Here is a 16,936-nt window from a genome sequence, read left to right as displayed (position 1 = left end):
TAGGAGCGGGTTCACCCGCGAAAGGGCCGGGCCTGCTGGCCAATTTCCACCCGCCGTTCACCATTGTCGCAGCTACCGTATTCGCGGGTAAACCCGCTCCTACAGGGCCTGTGTAGGAGCGGGTTTACCCGCGAAAGGGCCGGGCCTGCTGGCCAATGTCCACCCGCCGTTCACCGTTGTCGCGGCTACCGTATTCGCGGGTAAACCCGCTCCTACACCGGGGGTGGGCATACATCGGTTTACCCGCGAAGAGGCCCTTTCAGGCGAACTCAGTGCGGTCCGCGCGGGATGGTCTTGAGCAAGTCTTCCGGGCTGATATGCCCTACCACCTGGGCCACCGCGCTGCCCGGGGTCGGCAGGTCGATGATGTGGCTCTTCATCTTGCCGATCACATGCATCTCACACGGCTTGCAGTCGAACTTCAGGGTCAGCACTTCGTCACCCTGAATCAGTTGCATCGGTGCCACCTTGGTACGCACGCCGGTCACGCCCTTGGCCTGCTTGGGGCACAGGTTGAAGGAGAAGCGCAGGCAGTGCTTGGTGATCATCACCGGCACTTCGCCATGTTCTTCATGGGCTTCATAGGCCGCATCGATCAGTTGCACACCGTGGCGGTGGTAGAAGTCGCGGGCCTTCTGGTTGTATACGTTGGCCAGGAACGACAGGTGCGACTCGGGGTACACCGGCGGTGGCGTGGTCTCGGCCTTGCGCCCGCCACGCGGATGCGCCTGCACGCGTGCTGCAGTCAGTGCCTCGATGGCTTCGCGGCGCAGGGCCTTGAGCTGCGAGTTGGGAATGAAGTACGCCTGCGGGGCATCCAGTTCGATGCGGTCGGCGTGGTACAGGGTGGTACCCAGTTGGCCGAGCAGGTCGTGCAGCTGCTCCAGTGCCTGCTGCGGCTTGTTGGCTACGCCGAATGGGCCGTCCAGGGCCACCTGCACGCTCACGCCTTCTTCACTGCTGAGGGTAAGCATCAAGCGCTGCTCGCGCAGGACCGCGTGCCACTCCACGCCGACCCGGCGTTCGGAGGAGGTGCGTTGCAGGGCCTGTTGCCAGTTGTGGTCGAGGTTGCGCGACAGCGGGTGGTTGGGCCGCAGCTTGTGCAGGCCTTCGGGCATTTCGTTGGGCTCGACGCGATAGCGGTAGCGCTTCTGGCCGTCTTCTTCGAACTCGCCACGCGGTTCGGCGATGTTGGCGCGGAAGCCCACCACTTCGCGCTTGACCAGCACATTGAGGCCGTCGCCGTTGGTTAGCGGTACGTCGGTGACCACTTGCATGTCACGCTTGCCGACCTTTTCCACTACGCCCACCGGCAGGCCGGTGAAGGTTGGCGAGTCGAAGGCGCCGATATCGACCTTGCGGTCGGTCACGAAGTAGTCGGTGCTGCCGCGGTGGAAGGTTTTATCCGGGTCGGGCAGGAAGAAGTGTTGGGTACGGCCACTGGACGCGCGGGCGTACTGAGGGCGGTCTTCAAGGATGGCATCGAGCTCTTTGCGGTAATGGGCGGTGATGTTCTTCACATAGCCCATGTCCTTGTAGCGGCCCTCGATCTTGAACGAGCGCACGCCGGCATCGACCAGGTCAGCCAGGTTGGCGGTCTGGTTGTTGTCCTTCATCGACAGCAGGTGTTTCTCGAACGCAACCACGCGGCCCTGGTCATCTTTCAGCGTGTAGGGCAGGCGGCAGGCTTGCGAGCAATCACCACGGTTGGCGCTGCGGCCGGTCTGCGCATGGGAAATGTTGCATTGGCCAGAGAACGCCACGCACAGCGCGCCGTGGATGAAGAACTCGATGGCGGCATCGGTTTCGGCGGCGATGGCGCGGATTTGCTGCAGGTTCAGCTCCCGCGCCAGTACCAGTTGCGAGAACCCGGCCTGGTCGAGGAACTTGGCCCGTTCCAGGGTGCGGATGTCGGTCTGGGTGCTGGCATGCAGCTCGATCGGCGGGATGTCCAGCTCCATCACCCCAAGGTCCTGCACAATCAGCGCGTCAACGCCGGCATCGTACAGCTGGTGAATCAGCTTGCGCGCCGGTTCCAGCTCGTTGTCGTGCAGGATGGTGTTGATGGTGGTGAACACGCGTGCATGGTAGCGATGGGCGAACTCGACCAGCTCGGCGATATCGCTGACTTCGTTGCAGGCGTTATGGCGCGCGCCGAAGCTCGGGCCGCCGATATAGATGGCGTCAGCGCCGTGCAGGATCGCTTCACGGGCGATGGCCACGTCACGGGCAGGGCTGAGCAGTTCCAGGTGATTCTTTGGAAGGGACATGTCGTTATATTTTCGGGCTGTCACGGTTTAGGCGGGCATTGTAGCGGTGAAACGGGCTGGCGGCATCATTGGGGTGCCGAGAGGTGCGGGATTGGCTGCGGGCACGCGCAACTGTGGGAGCGGCCTTGCGTCGCGAAAGGGCCGCAGAGCGGCCCCGGCGATCTTGCGGTCAGTCAACGATGTCGGGGGCGCTGCGCACCCCCACAAGCGCAGCTCAGCGCTTGGCAGCCATCGCCGTCACTTCCACGCGCATGCCTTCAAAGGCCAGCGAAGCCACACCCACCGCCGCACGCACCGGCCAGGGCTTGCTGAAGAAGCGCTGGTACACCTCGTTGAACGCCGCGCGGTCGGCCATGTCGGTCAGGTAGATGGTCAGGTGCAGCACGCGGTCCATACCGCTACCGGCCTTTTCCAGGGCCACTTTCAGCGCCTGCAGGGTGCATTCGCTCTGCTCGACGATGCCGCCCAGCTCCAGGCTGCCGTCGGCGTGGGTCGGGATTTGCGTGGTGACCAGCACGCCGTTGTACTCGGCAACGTCCGAGGAAATCGACTCGGCGTCCGGGTCCGGGGTGTAGATGATGTCTGCATGTGCCATGGTGTGTCTGCCTTGCAACGGAAGGAAAACGGCAAGCCTACGCGAGCGCACCAGCCCGGTCGAGGGTGCCTCGGCGTTTGAAATGCGCGGCGTTCGCCGTCAGAATCGCGGGCGATTGCAAAACCAGAGGTTTACGTTGAACGAACAGACTTTGTCCAGGCGCCTGGAGCGCGTGGCCGCCCATGTACCGCAGGGGGCGCGCCTGGCCGACATTGGCTCGGACCACGGCTACCTGCCGGTGGCCTTGATGCTGCGTGGCGTACTCGAGGCCGCTGTAGCGGGTGAAGTGGCACAGACGCCATTCGCCTCGGCCCAGCGCAATGTGCGCAGAAACGGCCTGCAAGAGCAGGTAACCGTGCGCCTGGCCGATGGGCTGGCAGCGGTCGAGCCGCAAGACCGTATCTCGGTGGTGAGCATCTGCGGGATGGGCGGCGACACCATGTGCGAGATCCTCGAGGCCGGCAAGCAGCGCCTTGGCGGCGTCACGCGCCTGGTACTGCAGCCCAATGGCGGTGAGCGCGAGCTGCGCCAGTGGCTGGCGGGCAATGGCTACCAGATCGTCAGCGAGGAACTGCTGCGGGAAAACCGCTTCGATTACGAGATTATCGTCGCTGAGCCGGGCAGGGGGGTGTATAGCGCTGAACAGCTGTACTTCGGCCCCGTGTTGATGCAGGAAAAAAGCGAGGCGTTTGTGGTGAAGTGGCGGCGCATGCTGCGGCAGAAGCAGCAGACCCTGGCCAATTTCCAGCGGGCCCGCGATGCGGTGCCTCAGGCGAAGATCGACGATTTCAATCAGCAGGTGGGCTGGATCACCCAGGTGCTGGCCTGACTCACTGCTGCGAGCAGTTGCCCATTTCCCGGTAGTCGATTTCGCGCTTCTGGCCCTGATGGTCGACGTACACCATGTGCGCGGTGCCAACCTGGCAGTCAGCGGCGTTGCTGGCCGGCGTGATGGAGATGACCTTGGCCACGTCCAGCGGCATGCCGTATTCATAGGTGCTGCTGACGGGCTGGTTTTCGCCTGCATCGGCAAAAGCACCGAACGAGGCGAAGGCAGCGGTAATGGCAAGGACGGCGATCGAGCGTTTCATGACAGGCTCCTTTTTTAATGGATGGCTAATGATCTATTCATTGGTCATCCACAATAAATGGGCTAAACCGTGATAGATTCCTGCCTTTAATGCAGGAATAAAACAAGGAGCACCCCTTCATGGACATGCTGCATGCCATGCGTACCTTCACCCGTGTGGTGGAATGTGGCAGCTTCGCTGCAGCTGCCAATGCTCTGGATATTTCTGCAGCGCAGGTTTCGCGCATCGTCGCCGAGCTGGAGAACCAGCTGCAGACCCGCCTGCTGCACCGCACCACCCGGCGCCTGCGCATGAGTGAGGCGGGTGAGCGGTTTTTGGAGCGTGCGCGGCAGATCATGCTGCTGACCGAAGAAGCCGTGGGCGAAGCGCGAGGGGCGCACCTTACGCCTCGCGGCCATCTGCGTTTGCACTGCCCGCACGGCATGGGGCTGTTGCTGATGCCGCTGGTGGCCGGCTACAACATGCTTTACCCGGAAGTGGTGATCGAGCTGACGCTGTCGCAGCGCAACCCCGACCCGCTGGCCGAAGGGCATGACGTGGTGATCACCGTGGACGGTGCGCTGCCGGATTCGCAACTGATCGCTGTGCCGCTGGGCAACATTTTCAGTATCCCCTGCGCGGCCCCCGGCTACCTGGACACCCACGGTGTACCGGAGCGCCCGGAAGACTTGCACGGCCATCGCTGCCTGCGCATGGCTTACCCGATGTACGAAGGCGACTGGGTGTTCCCGCAAGGGGTTGACCAGTGCGTGATCGCGCCAAACGACAGTTTCTCTACCAACGTCGCCGACGCCATGTTGGTGGCCAGCGAGCTGGGCATGGGCATTGGCCTGCTGCCGTTCTACACCGCCAGCGAGGCGATCGGGCAGGGGCGCTTGTGCCGGTTGTTGGCACCGTATCGGCTGCGGGAGAGTGCGCTGTATGCGATGTATCCGTCACGCCACTACCTGGATGCCAAGGTGCGCACCTGGATCGACTACCTCAAGGAGCAGCTGCCTGCGCTGTTCGAGGGGCATGCCAGGGTGGTGGATGATGAGCGGTATTGGCGCTGAGGCGAGAAGTTTGCTGCGGTGACATTCCTGTGGGAGCGGGCGCGCCCGCGAACACCGGCAAAGCCGGTGCCAGCCACAGCGTCGCCCGCTCCCCCAAGAACCGCGTTGCCTTTGCGTTACAGCGGATAGTTTTTCAATTCCCGCGCAATCAGCATCCGCTGGATCTCGCTCGACCCTTCATAGATCTGGGTAATCCGCGCATCTCGGTAATAGCGCTCCACCGGGTAATCTTCCAGATAACCGTACCCACCATGCACCTGGATTGCCATCGAGCACACCCGCTCGGCCATTTCCGAAGCGAACAGCTTGGCCTGTGACGCTTCCGACAGGCACGGCTTGCCGGCACTGCGCAGGCGGGCGGCATGCAGGATCAGCAAACGTGCGGCGTTCACCTGCACCTGCATGTCGGCCAGCAGATTGGCAATGCTCTGGTGTTCGTTGATCGGCTTGCCAAACTGTATGCGGTCACGCGAGTAGACCAGCGCCGCTTCGAATGCGGCGCGGGCGATGCCCAAGGCCTGGGCGGCAATGCCGATACGGCCGCCTTCGAGGTTGGACAGGGCAATGGCCAGGCCCTTGCCACGCTCACCGAGGATATTGGCGGCAGGAATGCGGCAGTTGTCGAAGGTGACCGCGCAGGTGTCGGAGGCGCGAATGCCCATCTTGTGTTCGCTGCGGTCGACCTTGAACCCAGGGTTGTCGGTGGGTACCAGGAACGCCGACAGGCCTTTCTTGCCCAGCTCCGGGTCGGTCACTGCGAAGACGATCGCCAGGCCTGCACGGCGGGCATTGCTGACGAACTGCTTGGCACCGTTGATGACCCACTGGCCATCCACCAACTCGGCGCGGGTGCGCAGGTTGTGCGCCTCGGAGCCGGCCTGTGGCTCGGTCAGGCAGAAGCAGCCAATCACCTCGCCACTGGCCAGGCGTGGCAGCCACTGCTGTTGCTGTTCGGCGGTGCCGTAGGCCAGCAGCGGGCCGCAACCTACCGAGTTGTGGATGCTCATCATCGCCCCGGTGGCGCCGCAGCCGGCGGCGATCTCTTCTACTGCCAGGGCGTAGGCGACATAGTCGGTGTAGCTGCCGCCGAAGTCTTCGGGCACCACCATGCCCAACAGGCCCAGTTCGCCCATCTTGCGCACCACGCCATCATCGATCCAGCCGGCCTTTTCCCAGGCCTGGGCATGGGGTGCGATCTCGCCACGGGCAAAGTCCCGGGCCATGTCGCGGATCATGATCTGTTCTTCGCTCAGTTCGAGGTCTTGCATCTGTGTACTCCCGGGCTCACAGGCCTTCGAAGAATTGTTCGACCCGCTGGCTTTGCAGCGCGGCCAGGGTCGGCGGGTTCCAGCGGGGCTGCTTGTCCTTGTCGATGATCAGGGCACGCACGCCTTCGATGATGTCGCCGTGCTGGAACCACTGGCGGTCCAGGTGCAGTTCCATGGCAAAGCAGTCGTCAATGCCCAGCTCGCGCCCTCGGCGCAACATCTCCAGCGTAACCGCCATGGCCAGAGGCGAGCGGGTTTCCAGCTGATCGGCGGTGGCCACCGCCCAGGCGTGGCTGTCGCCAATGCTCACCGCACGCAGTTGCTCGACGATGGCTGGCAGGTCGGGCAGGGCGAAGAAGTGGTCGATGGCCGGGCGCAACTTTTCCAGTGGCGCATCATCCAGTACCTGGGTACCGAGCCTAGCTAGCAGGTTTTGCAGGTCCTTCAGCGGGTGGTCGCTGAAGTCGAGCTGGTCGAGGCCCTGGTCGAGGGCGGCGAGCTGGTCGCTGGCCAGGTACCAGTCGGCCAGGCCGCAATACAAGGCGTCGGCCGCCTGGATCTGGGCACCGCTGACACCCAGGTAGATGCCGAGCTCGCCGGGGATGCGCGAGAGGAAGTAGCTGCCGCCCACGTCCGGGAAGTAGCCGATGCCGACCTCGGGCATGCCCAGCCGGCTGCGCTCGGTGACCACGCGCAGGTCGCAGCCCTGGGCAAGGCCCATGCCGCCACCGAGGGTGAAGCCGTCCATCACCACCAGTATTGGCTTGCGGTAGCGGTGGATGACCAGGTCGAGGGCGTACTCTTCGACGAAAAAGGTTTCATGCAGCGTGTCGCCGGCCTTGAAGCTGTCGTACAGCGAGCGGATATCGCCACCAGCACAGAACCCCTTGGGGCCTTCGCCGCGCAGGACCACGGCGCGTACGTGCGGGTTGTCGGCCCACTGGTCCAGGTGCTGACGCAGGCTGTGCACCATGTCCAGGGTCAGGGCATTGAGACCGGCTGGGCGGTTCAGGGTCAGGTGGCCGATCTGGTTGCGGACCTCGGCCAGTACATGGTCGGTTGCTGCCGGGGTATGAGCGTGTGCAGTCATTGCGTTCTCCCTGCTTTGTTATTGATTTTCCAAGTGAAGTCTGGAGTTCGCTGGAGGATCGCAGGATCCTGGCATGCGAATTTGCCTTGCACAATCGACAATTGTGCAAGGGTACCGTGCGTTTTTACCTTGTGTGAGGCCAGCGCGCGCCTGTGCAGTAGCCTTTACCCCCACGGGATTTCGTCCCCCGATTCGGGGGAACCTGCTGGGGGATCCTCCCCAATCCGTTGCGGTTGATCGTGCAACTTGCTGATAAACATGAAATTTTTCTTCTGGCACACACCTTGCTCCAGCTCCCCGCAGAGATCCTGTGTCCCGGAGGTGCAGCATGTCGACGCCGCTGAAAGGCCCCATCCTGTCATCACTTGTACTGGCCTTGCTTGGCTGGGAAGCAACCAGCGAGGCGGCTGTGCAGTGCCAGCGCACCCTGGTCGCCAACGTGGTGGCACTGGATCAGCCACTGATGTTCAACCGCCTTGGCGCGCAAAACGCCAACGGCATGATGTTTGCCCTGCGCGAGGATGTGGTGGACGACAAGCTCGTCCCGCTGAGCATGGGCGGGGCCGCGGTTCCGGGCAAGGTCACCCTGCGCCCGGACAAGCGCCCGCGGCCTATCGTGCTGCGCGTGGCGGCCGGTGACTGCCTCACGGTCAACCTGACCAACCTGCTGGATTACAAGGCGAACCCCAACAAGCACGGTATCGAGGCTGAACAGCCTGAGGGTGAGGAAGAGGGGCCGGAGGTTGAAAACGAAGGCGGCGAGGGCTTTGTCGCCGACGAGCAGGTGGCCGAGCGCATGGTCGGCTTCCAGGTCAACGGGATGCAGGCGGTGAACAGCATTGCCGATATTTCCGCCTATACCGGGCGTAACGGCAACTTCTTCGTCAGCCCCGGCAGCACCCGCAGCTACACCCTGTATGCCGAGCGCGAAGGGGCCTTCGCCGCCACCAGCAAAGCCGCTACGTTCGGCGGCGAGGGCACGGCGGGCAACGTCTCCAACGGCCTGTTCGGCCAGGTGGTGGTCGTGCCCAAACTGGGCCGTACCTACCGCAACACCCTCACTGAAGAAGAAATGCGCCTGGCCACCACGGGTCGAACCGCCACCGGCCAGCCCGTGATCGACTACGAAGCCCGTTATCCGCAGGTCGAACCGTGGATCGCCGAAGGCAAGGCCGGCAAACCGATCATTGCCATGGTCAACGGCAACGAGATCATCAGCAGCGAAACCGATGCCATCGTCATGGGCCCCAACCCCGACGGCAGCTTCCCAAAATCCACTTACCCGCTGGAAAGCGCGGGCAAACGCAACCCGGCGCTGCCCAACCGACTGGAAGCGTTCCGTGATTTCGCCTCGCAGTTCGCCGACGAGGTTGCCGGTACCCAGGCCTTCCCTGGCTACTGGGCCGACCCGGTGATGGGCCACGTGCTGGAGCCGGCGCGCGATTCGTTCATGATCAATTACGGCTCTGGTGGCATGGGTGCCGAAGTGGTGGCCAACCGCTTGGGGGTGGGCCCGATGCACGACTGCCTGTCGTGTGCTTATGAAGAGTTCTTCCTCAGCGCCCACACAGTCGGCGACATAGGCACCCTGGTGGATGTACCGGCCAACGTCGGCCTGGAACACATCCGCCCGGGCGAGGTGCCACCGGCCAGCGCCGTCGGGGTCAAGGCCAGCATGGCTCTTTACCCTTCAGAGCCTGCCAATGTGCACCACAGCTATATCGGTGACTTCACCAAGTTCCGCAACACCCACAACGGGCACGAGCAGCACATCTTCCACTTGCACGGCCACCAGTGGCTGTTCAACCCCAATGACGACAACTCCGACTACATCGATGCCCAAGGCATCGGCGCCGGCGTCGGCTACACCTACGAAATCGCCAACGGTGGTTCGGGCAACCGCAACCGCGTTGCCGGCGATGCCATTTACCACTGTCACTTCTACCCGCACTTCGCCCAGGGCATGTGGGCCATGTGGCGGGTACATGACGTGTTCGAAGAAGGCACGCGTCTGGAGGTAAGCGGGCAGGGCGAGAATGGCTTCCACAGTATCCCGTTTGCCCTGCGTAGCGGTAAGCCGGCCGTTGGCGCCCGGGCCCTGCCCGATGGCGAGATCGTTGCCGGTACGCCGATTCCGGCCATCGTGCCGTTGCCCGGCAAGGCCATGGCGCCCATGCCCGGCAAAGTCGTGGTCGTGCCCAAGCTTTCCGAAGCGTTGGTTGCCGCCAACGATGATGACCACGAAGACGAGGATGATGACGACCACGCCAGTGAGGCGCCCGTGCGCAAGGCCGTGGGCTCGCTGGCGCTGATCGACCGCACCGAGGCCAACCGCAATGCCGACGGTACGCTGAAAAACCCAGGCTACCCGTTCTGGATCGGTGGCATGGAAAGCAGCGTGGGCAACCGCCCGCCAACCCCGCCCCTGGACATGCTCGACCCGGCCCTGGCCCGCCAACTGAAAGACAGTGGTAAAGCCCTGTGGGCCAACCTGGATGCGAACCAGGTCGATGGCTGGGACGGCGGCCTTGGCCGCCATGCACTGGACGGCGTCTCCGCCGGTGGCGTAGCGGATACCACCACCACCAAACTGGACTTCACCAAGGTCGTGCACAAGGCCAAGCCCATCTACCTGCCGGAAGAGGGCACCGATGTCGAGCAGGCAGCCATGCAGTTCCACGCCATGGGTGAACACCCCAGCTATGCATTGATCCCCGGCAGCCAGCCAGTGGCCAGTGCGTTCCGCACCAACGGCGCCTTGCCGACTGCGGGTGCGCCGTTCTACGAGCCCTGCATGGATGACCGTGGAAAACGCCTGACCCAGTCTTCCGGGGTAGGGGAGTTCAACAGTGGGGAGAGCCTGACGGGCGTGAACTTCCGTGGCGCCTCGGCCTTCACTGCCGACCGCCCACGCATCTACAAAGGGGCCAACATCCAGTTCGACGCGGTGTACAACAAAGTGGGCTACCACTTCCCGCAGGCACGCATCATCGCCCTGTGGGAAGACGCCTGGCCGGTCATTACCAAGCAGCGCCCGCCAGAGCCGCTGGTGATGCGCATGAACACCTTCGACTGCGCGATGTACCAGCACACCAACCTGATCCCGAACATCTATGAGATGGACGATTACCAGGTGCGCACCCCGACCGACGTGATCGGCCAGCACATCCACTTGCCCAAATGGGACCTGACCGCTGCCGACGGCTCGGCCAACGGCTGGAACTATGAAGACGGCATTCTCTCGCCCGGTAGCGTGGTCGAGCGCGTGCATGCCATTCGTACTTACAACGGTTGCACCGAAGGGGATAGCCGCGATGGCACCGCTGCCTGCCCGAAAGCCAGACAGCATCCGTACTTCGGCCGCTTTGGCCGCGCCGACTGGCTGGGCGCACGTACCGCGATGCAGCGCTGGTTCGCCGACCCGCTGGTGAATGTGCATAACGTCGATCGTGGCCTGGGGACCATCTTCACCCATGACCACCTTGGGCCATCGACCCACCAGCAACTGGGCCTGTATGCCACCGTGCTGGCCGAACCGGCCGGCTCCACCTGGTACCACGCCGAAACCGGCGAGCAGTTGTACAACCCGGCCACCCGCCAGGACGGCGGCCCGACCTCGTGGCAGGCGGTGATCAAGACCGGCGACCACGATGGCGACGGCAAGAACGACAGCTACCGCGAGTTCTTCCTGGAGTACAGTGACTTCCAGCATGCCTATGAAGCCGGGGTGTACGTAGGCGCAGGGCCGGACGGCATTCCCAATGCCCAGTCGTACCCGGCCACTGCCGACAGCTTCCGCTACGCCATCAACCCGCCCGTGCGCGGCAAGGCGTCGAACCTGCTCGAAGCCATCGTCGAGAAACGCGGTGGTCTCAACCCGGGCTGCCCAAGCCGGCCATGCCCGCAGGCGATCTCGGTGGATGACCCGGGGATGTTCGTCGTCAACTACCGCAACGAGCCGCTGGCCCTGCGCGTGTATGACCCGAACAAGGTCGGCCCGGACGGCAAGCGTGGCATGCAGGCCGACGGCCTGGCCGGCGACCTCAGCTATGCCCTGCAAACCCGTACCGACCGCGCCATCCCGGCGATGAACCTGTCGCCATCGGCGATCACCTCGGCAGTCGGCCCTACCGGCGGCACTACGCTGTTCCCGCCGCATATCAACACGGCTGGCGCCGAACCGGGCGACCCGTTCACCCCGTTGCTGCGTACCTATTCCGGCGACAACGTGCGCCTGCGCATGCACGCCGGCGGCCATGAAGAGGAGCACAACGTCACCCTGCACGGCGTGAAATGGCTGCAGAACGGTTCTGGCTTCGGCAGCAGCTCCAACTCGGGCTGGAAGTCGTCGCAAATGATCGGCATCTCCGAGCAGCTGGGCTTCATGGCACCGGTGTCGATGATCTCCAGTTCGGCAGCCACCAACGGCGACTACCTGTACTCGCTGGACGCCGCCCTGGAAGGCTACTGGAACGGTATCTGGGGCATCATGCGCAACTACACCGCGCAGCGTGCCGACCTGTTCCCGTTGCCCAACAACCCGCAGCCGGTGGCCATGCGCAACACCGTGAACTTCAACGGCATCTGCCCGAAAACCACGGCCAACCCTAATGGCATCGGCACCCGCACCACGGTCAAGCGCAACTACGAGATCGTCGCGGCGCTGGCCAACGACATCCTCGAAAACCGTAATGGCGTCAGCATCAATGACCCGGCGGGCATCGGCCAGCATGTCGGTGGCGCGCTCAAGGCCAACGGCGGCACCCTGGTGTTCAACAGCCGTAGAACCGCCATCCCGCTGGTGAGTGGTGTAGACCCCGAAGATGGGGAGCCTTTCACCATCGGTGGCCACAGTGCGCCGCTGCATGACCCGACCGCGATCCTGTACGTGCGCAAGGCTGACCTCGATGCCACCACCGGCAAGCTCAAGGCGGGTGTCCCGGTAGAGCCGCTGGTATTGCGCGCCAATGCCGGCGACTGCATCAGCATCACCCTGGAGAACCGCTTGCCACTGGTGATGCCAGACCTGCCGAGCACTGCAGTGATGCACAACGTGGTCAAGCGTGACCGCTTCGACAGCGAAGGCTCCACCGCCTTTGCCAACAACCTGATGCGGCCGTCCAGCCACGTGGGCCTGCATGCGCAACTGCTGGCCTACGACATCACCAAGTCAGACGGTGCCAACGTTGGCCTGAACCCGGTGCAGACCGTGCCACCACGTGCCGGCACCAGCGGCGCTTACCCGACCAAGGAGTACCAGTACTACGCCGGCCACCTGGAGCGTGAAGGCAAACCGGTGTCGCAGCTGGGCCGCACAGTGGACAACATAAACACCACGCCTATCGAGTTCGGCGGCCTCAACCTGACCCCGTCAGACTTCATCAAGCAGCCGCAAAAAGGCCTGGTGGGCGCCATGAGCATCCTGCCGCAAACCGCCACCTGGACCGAGGATACTGCGACCCGTACCCAGGCCACGGTGAAGGTCAGTGGCCAGCCGGACTACCGCGACTTCGTCACGGTGTGGCAGCGCGCACTGAACATGCGCTGGGCCGATGGTCGTCCGGTAGAAGGCATCAATACCGAAGGCAACGGCGCTGCCGGTGATCCGCAAGACAACGGCAACATGGCGGTCAACTACAAGACCGAACCGTTGTGGCTGCGCTTCGGCATGGCGCCCGACTCGCCATTCGGCCGCGCCAATGGCCTGGGCTTTGGTGATGTACCCAACGCCCACATGGCCTACGCCAACGCCCTGGTCGGTGGCGACCCGCAAACCCCGGTGCTGTACGCCAAGCCTGGCCAACCGGTGCGCAACCATATCGTGATGCCCAGTGGTGGCAGCCGCGGCATGGTCTACCAGCTGGACGGGCACGTATGGCCACTGCACAACTACCAGGCCGAGAAGAGCGATGCGGATGGTTACCCGATTAGCCTGCCTGGTATCGGTTCGGTGCGCTTTGGCTACAACCCGATGGCCATGTACATCGGCGCGCAGGAAAGCGTACTGCCAGCGGCGCACTTCAGCTTCATGCTGCCGAGTGCCGGCGGTGCAAACGCGGTGGCGGGTGACTACCTGTTCCGCGACTACGCTGCCTACGGCAACCTCTCGGGGCTGTGGGGGATCTTGCGGGTGACCAACGAAGCGCCGCCGGCAACGGCCCCGGCGCAGTGACGGAAGGGGAACGCGAGCATGAATAAAAAGACTCGCCCTGCTTACTTGGGGGTAGTGCTGGGGGTAGCGCTGATCGGCCTGGGCGTGGCGTACGAAAAGCTATGGTGCGACCCGCGCGAGCTGTTGCAGGAACGGGGTGGCCCGCAGGCCTTGCACCGGCTCAGCCGGGACGGCGTGACCGTGGAGTTCGAGGCCCGGCCATTGGCCGGCGGCGAGCTGAAGGAGGGCGGCTTCGCCAACATCCGCTTCAAGCTCAGCGACCAGACCAGTGGCCAACCGCTGTCGGGCATGGCCCCGGGGGCGTGGATCGACCCGGCACAGTCGGCCCCGGCAGGGGACCGCGAGCAGAGCTGCAAGGCGCGGGTGGCGCTGTTTCTCAAGAGCAGCATCGGGGCCCGGCCGCTGCTCGACCTGAACAGCTACTTCTTGCTGATGCTGAACAATGACGCCAGCCTGACAGTGATCGACCCGACGGTGTCGGTGGGGGGCGTGACCAGCACCATGGCCCGCATCGAGCTGCCAGGGCGGCCCATGGACTGGGCGGCCACCAGCGACGACAAGCAGGTTTTCGTGTCGATACCCGAGCGGGGCAAGGTCTCGGTGATCGATACCGAAACCTTTACCCGCGTGGCCGACCTGGACGCCGGTGACCAGCCCCTGCGCGTGGCCCTGCAGCCGGACCAGCATCGGCTGTGGGTTGGCAACAACAGCAGCGACCCGGGCAAAGGCGGGGTAACAGTGATCGACGTGCCGGGGCGCAGCGCCATGAAGCACTTCAACACCGGTACCGGGCACCACGAAATTGCCTTCAGCGCCGACTCGCGCTATGCCTACGTCAGCAATCGCGACAGCGGCACCCTAAGCGTCATCGACATCCCGGAAATGCGCCTGGCCAAGACCATCAAGGTGGGCCCGCACCCGCTGTCGGTCAGCTATTCGGCGCTGTCCCAGGCCGTGTACGTGGTCGATGGCGAGGAGGGCAGCGTACGGGTGTTCGATGCCCGCAGCCATCAGTTGCGCCACACGGTCCAGGCCGAGCAGGGCCTGGGGCCGATGCGCTTCAGTCAGGATGGCCGCTACGGCATCGTGCTCAATACTTTGGAGAACCAGGCCCTGGTCATAGACGCCAGTACCGACAAGCTGATCCACCACGTTCCGGTAGCGGCCGAACCGTACCAGCTGACGTTCACCAAAGGCTATGCCTACGTGCGGGGCCTGGCCTCACCGAGAGTGAGCATGATCAATCTGGCCAGCCTGGGAGAGGGGCGCTCGCCAATCGTGCAAAGCTTCGAGGCCGGCCCGGCAGCGCCGCGCCAGGCCGGTGACCTGCCACTGGCCCAAGGGCTGTCGGTATCGCGTGATGACAATTCGGTGTTCGTGGTCAACCCGGTGGACAACAACACCTACTTCTACACCGAAGGCATGAATGCGCCGATGTCCGGCTACAACAACCGCGGCCACCAGGCCCGCGCCGCCCTCGTCGTTGACCGCAGCCTGCGGGAAGTGGCTCCCGGCGTGTATGGCTCGACGGTGAAGCTGCCCATCGCCGGCAAGTTCGATGTGGCCTTCCTGCTCAACCAGCCGCAAATCATTCATTGCTTCAGCACCGAGGTGGCCGCAGGGGCCAACGCCAGCAAACCCAAAGGCGCGCGTGCCGAGTTCATCGGCCTCGACCAGCCGCTGCCGCAGCACAGCGACTTCACCGCGCGGGTACGGATTGTCGGTGACGACGGGCAGCCGCGTCTGGGCCTGAACGACTTGAGCCTGCGCTACTTCCTGGCGCCATCGTCGATGCCGCGCAACCTTCGGTTGCAAGAGGTGGGCGAGGGGGTCTACCAGGCGGCGCTGAACTTGCCTGAGGCCGGCGCCTGGTACCTGCATGTGCAGTCGCCCTCGTTGGGGCGCAAGTTTGCCGAAGAAAACTACACCAGCCTGCGCGTTCTGCCGGCTGCTGCAACCAACGCTTCCCAGACTGATGTGAGGAATGTGCGATGAACGCCAAGCCTGCTTGCACACTGTTGGCCCTGAGCCTGGCATTCGCCAGCCACCTGGCCATGGCCCACGCCGGTCACGACCATGACGGCCATGCCGGGCAGCCGCCGGCGGCGCACCAGGAAAAGACCAGTGTGCGTTTTGCCGATGTGTCGCTGCTGAACCAGGACGGCATGCCGGTACGCCTGGAGAAAGACCTGGTGGGTGACCATCTGGTGGTCATGGGCTTCATTTACACCAGCTGCACCACGGTATGCCCGGTGGTGTCGTCGATCATGGGCAAGGTCCAGCAGCAGCTGGGCGGCCGGGTAGGCGAGGAGGTTCGCCTGGTGTCGATCAGTGTCGACCCCCAGCGTGACGACGCCAAGCGCCTGCAAAACTATGCCAAGGCATTCCAGAAAGGGCCGGGCTGGAGCTGGCTGACCGGTACCCCGTACGCCATCACCGAAACCCTGAAGGGGCTGGGCAGCTTCAACGCCGACCTCAGCCAGCACCCGCCGCTGATACTGGTGGGTGACGGGCGTAGCGGGCACTGGACGCGTTACTACGGCTTCACCGACCCGGGCGTATTGATCGAAGAAATCAACCGCCTCAGTGCGCGCCGGGTCCATGCCAAGAGTACTGCCATTGCCGACCATCACGAGGTGCAACCATGAGCACTGCAACCGCCCACCGCGCTGGCATGCGTGCATTCGACTGGCTGGTGCTGGCTGGCTGCCTGTGGATCCTCACGTCGGTGGCGTTCGCCCACGAAGGCCATGCGCCGCAAGCCCCCGAGCCGCAGCCGGCACCGCAGGCGATGGCCAGTGGTGGCGGTACCCGCGACGCCAAGGCCTGGTTCACCGACACCGTGCTGAAGGACCAGAATGGCCGCGAGCTGCGCTTTTACAGTGACGTGCTCAAGGACAAGGTGGTGATGCTCAACGTGATCTTCACCCACTGCACCGATGCCTGCCCGCTGATCACCCGCAAGCTACGCGAGGTACGCGAGGCCATGGGGCCAGCGCTGGCCGCCCAGGTGACCTTCGTGTCGATCAGCAGTGACCCGCTGAACGACACCCCCGAGGCGCTGAAGGCGTTCGCCGCCAAGCAGGGGGTGGATGGGCCGAACTGGCTGTTCCTGACCGGCGACAAGGCCAATGTCGACCTGGTGCTTGGCCGTATAGGGCAGTTCCTGCCGAGTCCCGAGCAGCATTCGACGCAGCTGATTGCCGGTGATGTTGCAGGTAAACGCTGGAGCAAGATTCGCCCGGATGCACCGCCAGCGGCCATTGCCCAGCGCATGCAGCTGTTGACCCAGCCGCTGGCAGGTCGGTGAGTATCATGGGCCGCCTGGGGAGTTGGCCTCTGTGGCATCCGCTTTTGTGGGAGCGGCCTTGCGTCGCGAAAGGAGCGCGCAGCGCTTC

The 16,936-nt window shown here is 64.0% G+C and carries 11 protein-coding genes; 6 read left to right on the top strand and 5 right to left on the bottom strand.

Annotated features, from left to right (window positions below; genetic code table 11):
- Positions 1–269 precede the first annotated feature (269 nt).
- Together N5D53_RS26460 and N5D53_RS26455 are read right to left on the bottom strand one after the other, a co-directional pair.
- Positions 270–2,270, bottom strand: a complete 2,001-nt coding sequence (locus tag N5D53_RS26460; RefSeq protein ID WP_004577525.1) for a U32 family peptidase — start codon at positions 2,268–2,270, stop codon at positions 270–272.
- A 214-nt stretch (positions 2,271–2,484) separates the two neighbouring features.
- Complete coding sequence (locus N5D53_RS26455) at positions 2,485–2,865, bottom strand: RidA family protein (protein WP_004577524.1); 381 nt, start codon at positions 2,863–2,865, stop codon at positions 2,485–2,487.
- Between the two features lie 136 nt (positions 2,866–3,001).
- On the opposite strand from N5D53_RS26455, the gene N5D53_RS26450 reads away from it, so the two are divergent.
- Entirely contained in the window at positions 3,002–3,694 is a 693-nt protein-coding gene (locus N5D53_RS26450; protein WP_121161596.1) for a tRNA (adenine(22)-N(1))-methyltransferase TrmK, read from the top strand.
- Position 3,695: 1 nt separating this feature from the next.
- Here N5D53_RS26450 and N5D53_RS26445 read toward each other — a convergent pair whose 3' ends face one another.
- Positions 3,696–3,956, bottom strand: a complete 261-nt coding sequence (locus N5D53_RS26445; RefSeq protein WP_104961524.1) for a DUF2790 domain-containing protein — start codon at positions 3,954–3,956, stop codon at positions 3,696–3,698.
- A 119-nt stretch (positions 3,957–4,075) separates the two neighbouring features.
- On the opposite strand from N5D53_RS26445, the gene N5D53_RS26440 reads away from it, so the two are divergent.
- A complete protein-coding gene (locus tag N5D53_RS26440; RefSeq protein WP_266025045.1) occupies positions 4,076–5,008 on the top strand; it encodes a LysR family transcriptional regulator in 933 nt (310 codons plus the stop codon).
- 116 nt (positions 5,009–5,124) lie between these two features.
- Here the strand turns inward: N5D53_RS26440 and N5D53_RS26435 are convergent, their stop codons facing one another.
- Entirely contained in the window at positions 5,125–6,276 is a 1,152-nt protein-coding gene (locus N5D53_RS26435) for an acyl-CoA dehydrogenase family protein (RefSeq protein WP_014590771.1), read from the bottom strand.
- Between the two features lie 16 nt (positions 6,277–6,292).
- Positions 6,293–7,366, bottom strand: coding sequence for an enoyl-CoA hydratase/isomerase family protein (locus N5D53_RS26430; RefSeq protein WP_190869177.1), 1,074 nt, complete (start codon positions 7,364–7,366; stop codon positions 6,293–6,295).
- 328 nt (positions 7,367–7,694) lie between these two features.
- On the opposite strand from N5D53_RS26430, the gene mnxG reads away from it, so the two are divergent.
- From mnxG to N5D53_RS26410, 4 genes are read left to right on the top strand one after another with little or no spacing between them, the layout of a single operon-like run.
- The gene (mnxG, locus tag N5D53_RS26425) at positions 7,695–13,538 is read left to right on the top strand and encodes a manganese-oxidizing multicopper oxidase MnxG (RefSeq protein WP_266025044.1); all 5,844 of its coding nucleotides are present in this window, start codon (positions 7,695–7,697) and stop codon (positions 13,536–13,538) included.
- 18 nt (positions 13,539–13,556) lie between these two features.
- Entirely contained in the window at positions 13,557–15,533 is a 1,977-nt protein-coding gene (locus N5D53_RS26420; RefSeq protein ID WP_266025043.1) for a cytochrome D1 domain-containing protein, read from the top strand.
- Positions 15,530–16,186, top strand: a complete 657-nt coding sequence (locus N5D53_RS26415; RefSeq protein WP_104961528.1) for an SCO family protein — start codon at positions 15,530–15,532, stop codon at positions 16,184–16,186. The genes N5D53_RS26420 and N5D53_RS26415 overlap by 4 nt, the downstream gene beginning before the upstream one ends.
- Positions 16,183–16,848 carry an SCO family protein gene (locus N5D53_RS26410; RefSeq protein ID WP_190869178.1) on the top strand — a complete coding sequence of 222 codons (666 nt, stop codon included), beginning with the start codon at positions 16,183–16,185 and terminating at the stop codon, positions 16,846–16,848. Before N5D53_RS26415 ends, N5D53_RS26410 begins: the two co-directional genes overlap by 4 nt.
- The last annotated feature ends 88 nt before the right edge of the window (positions 16,849–16,936 follow it).

Source organism: Pseudomonas sp. GD03862 (assembly GCF_029840855.1).
Taxonomy (GTDB): Bacteria; Pseudomonadota; Gammaproteobacteria; order Pseudomonadales; family Pseudomonadaceae; genus Aquipseudomonas; species Aquipseudomonas alloputida.
Note: the sequence above shows the minus strand (reverse complement) of the source record. Positions and strands in the feature narration are given on the sequence as shown.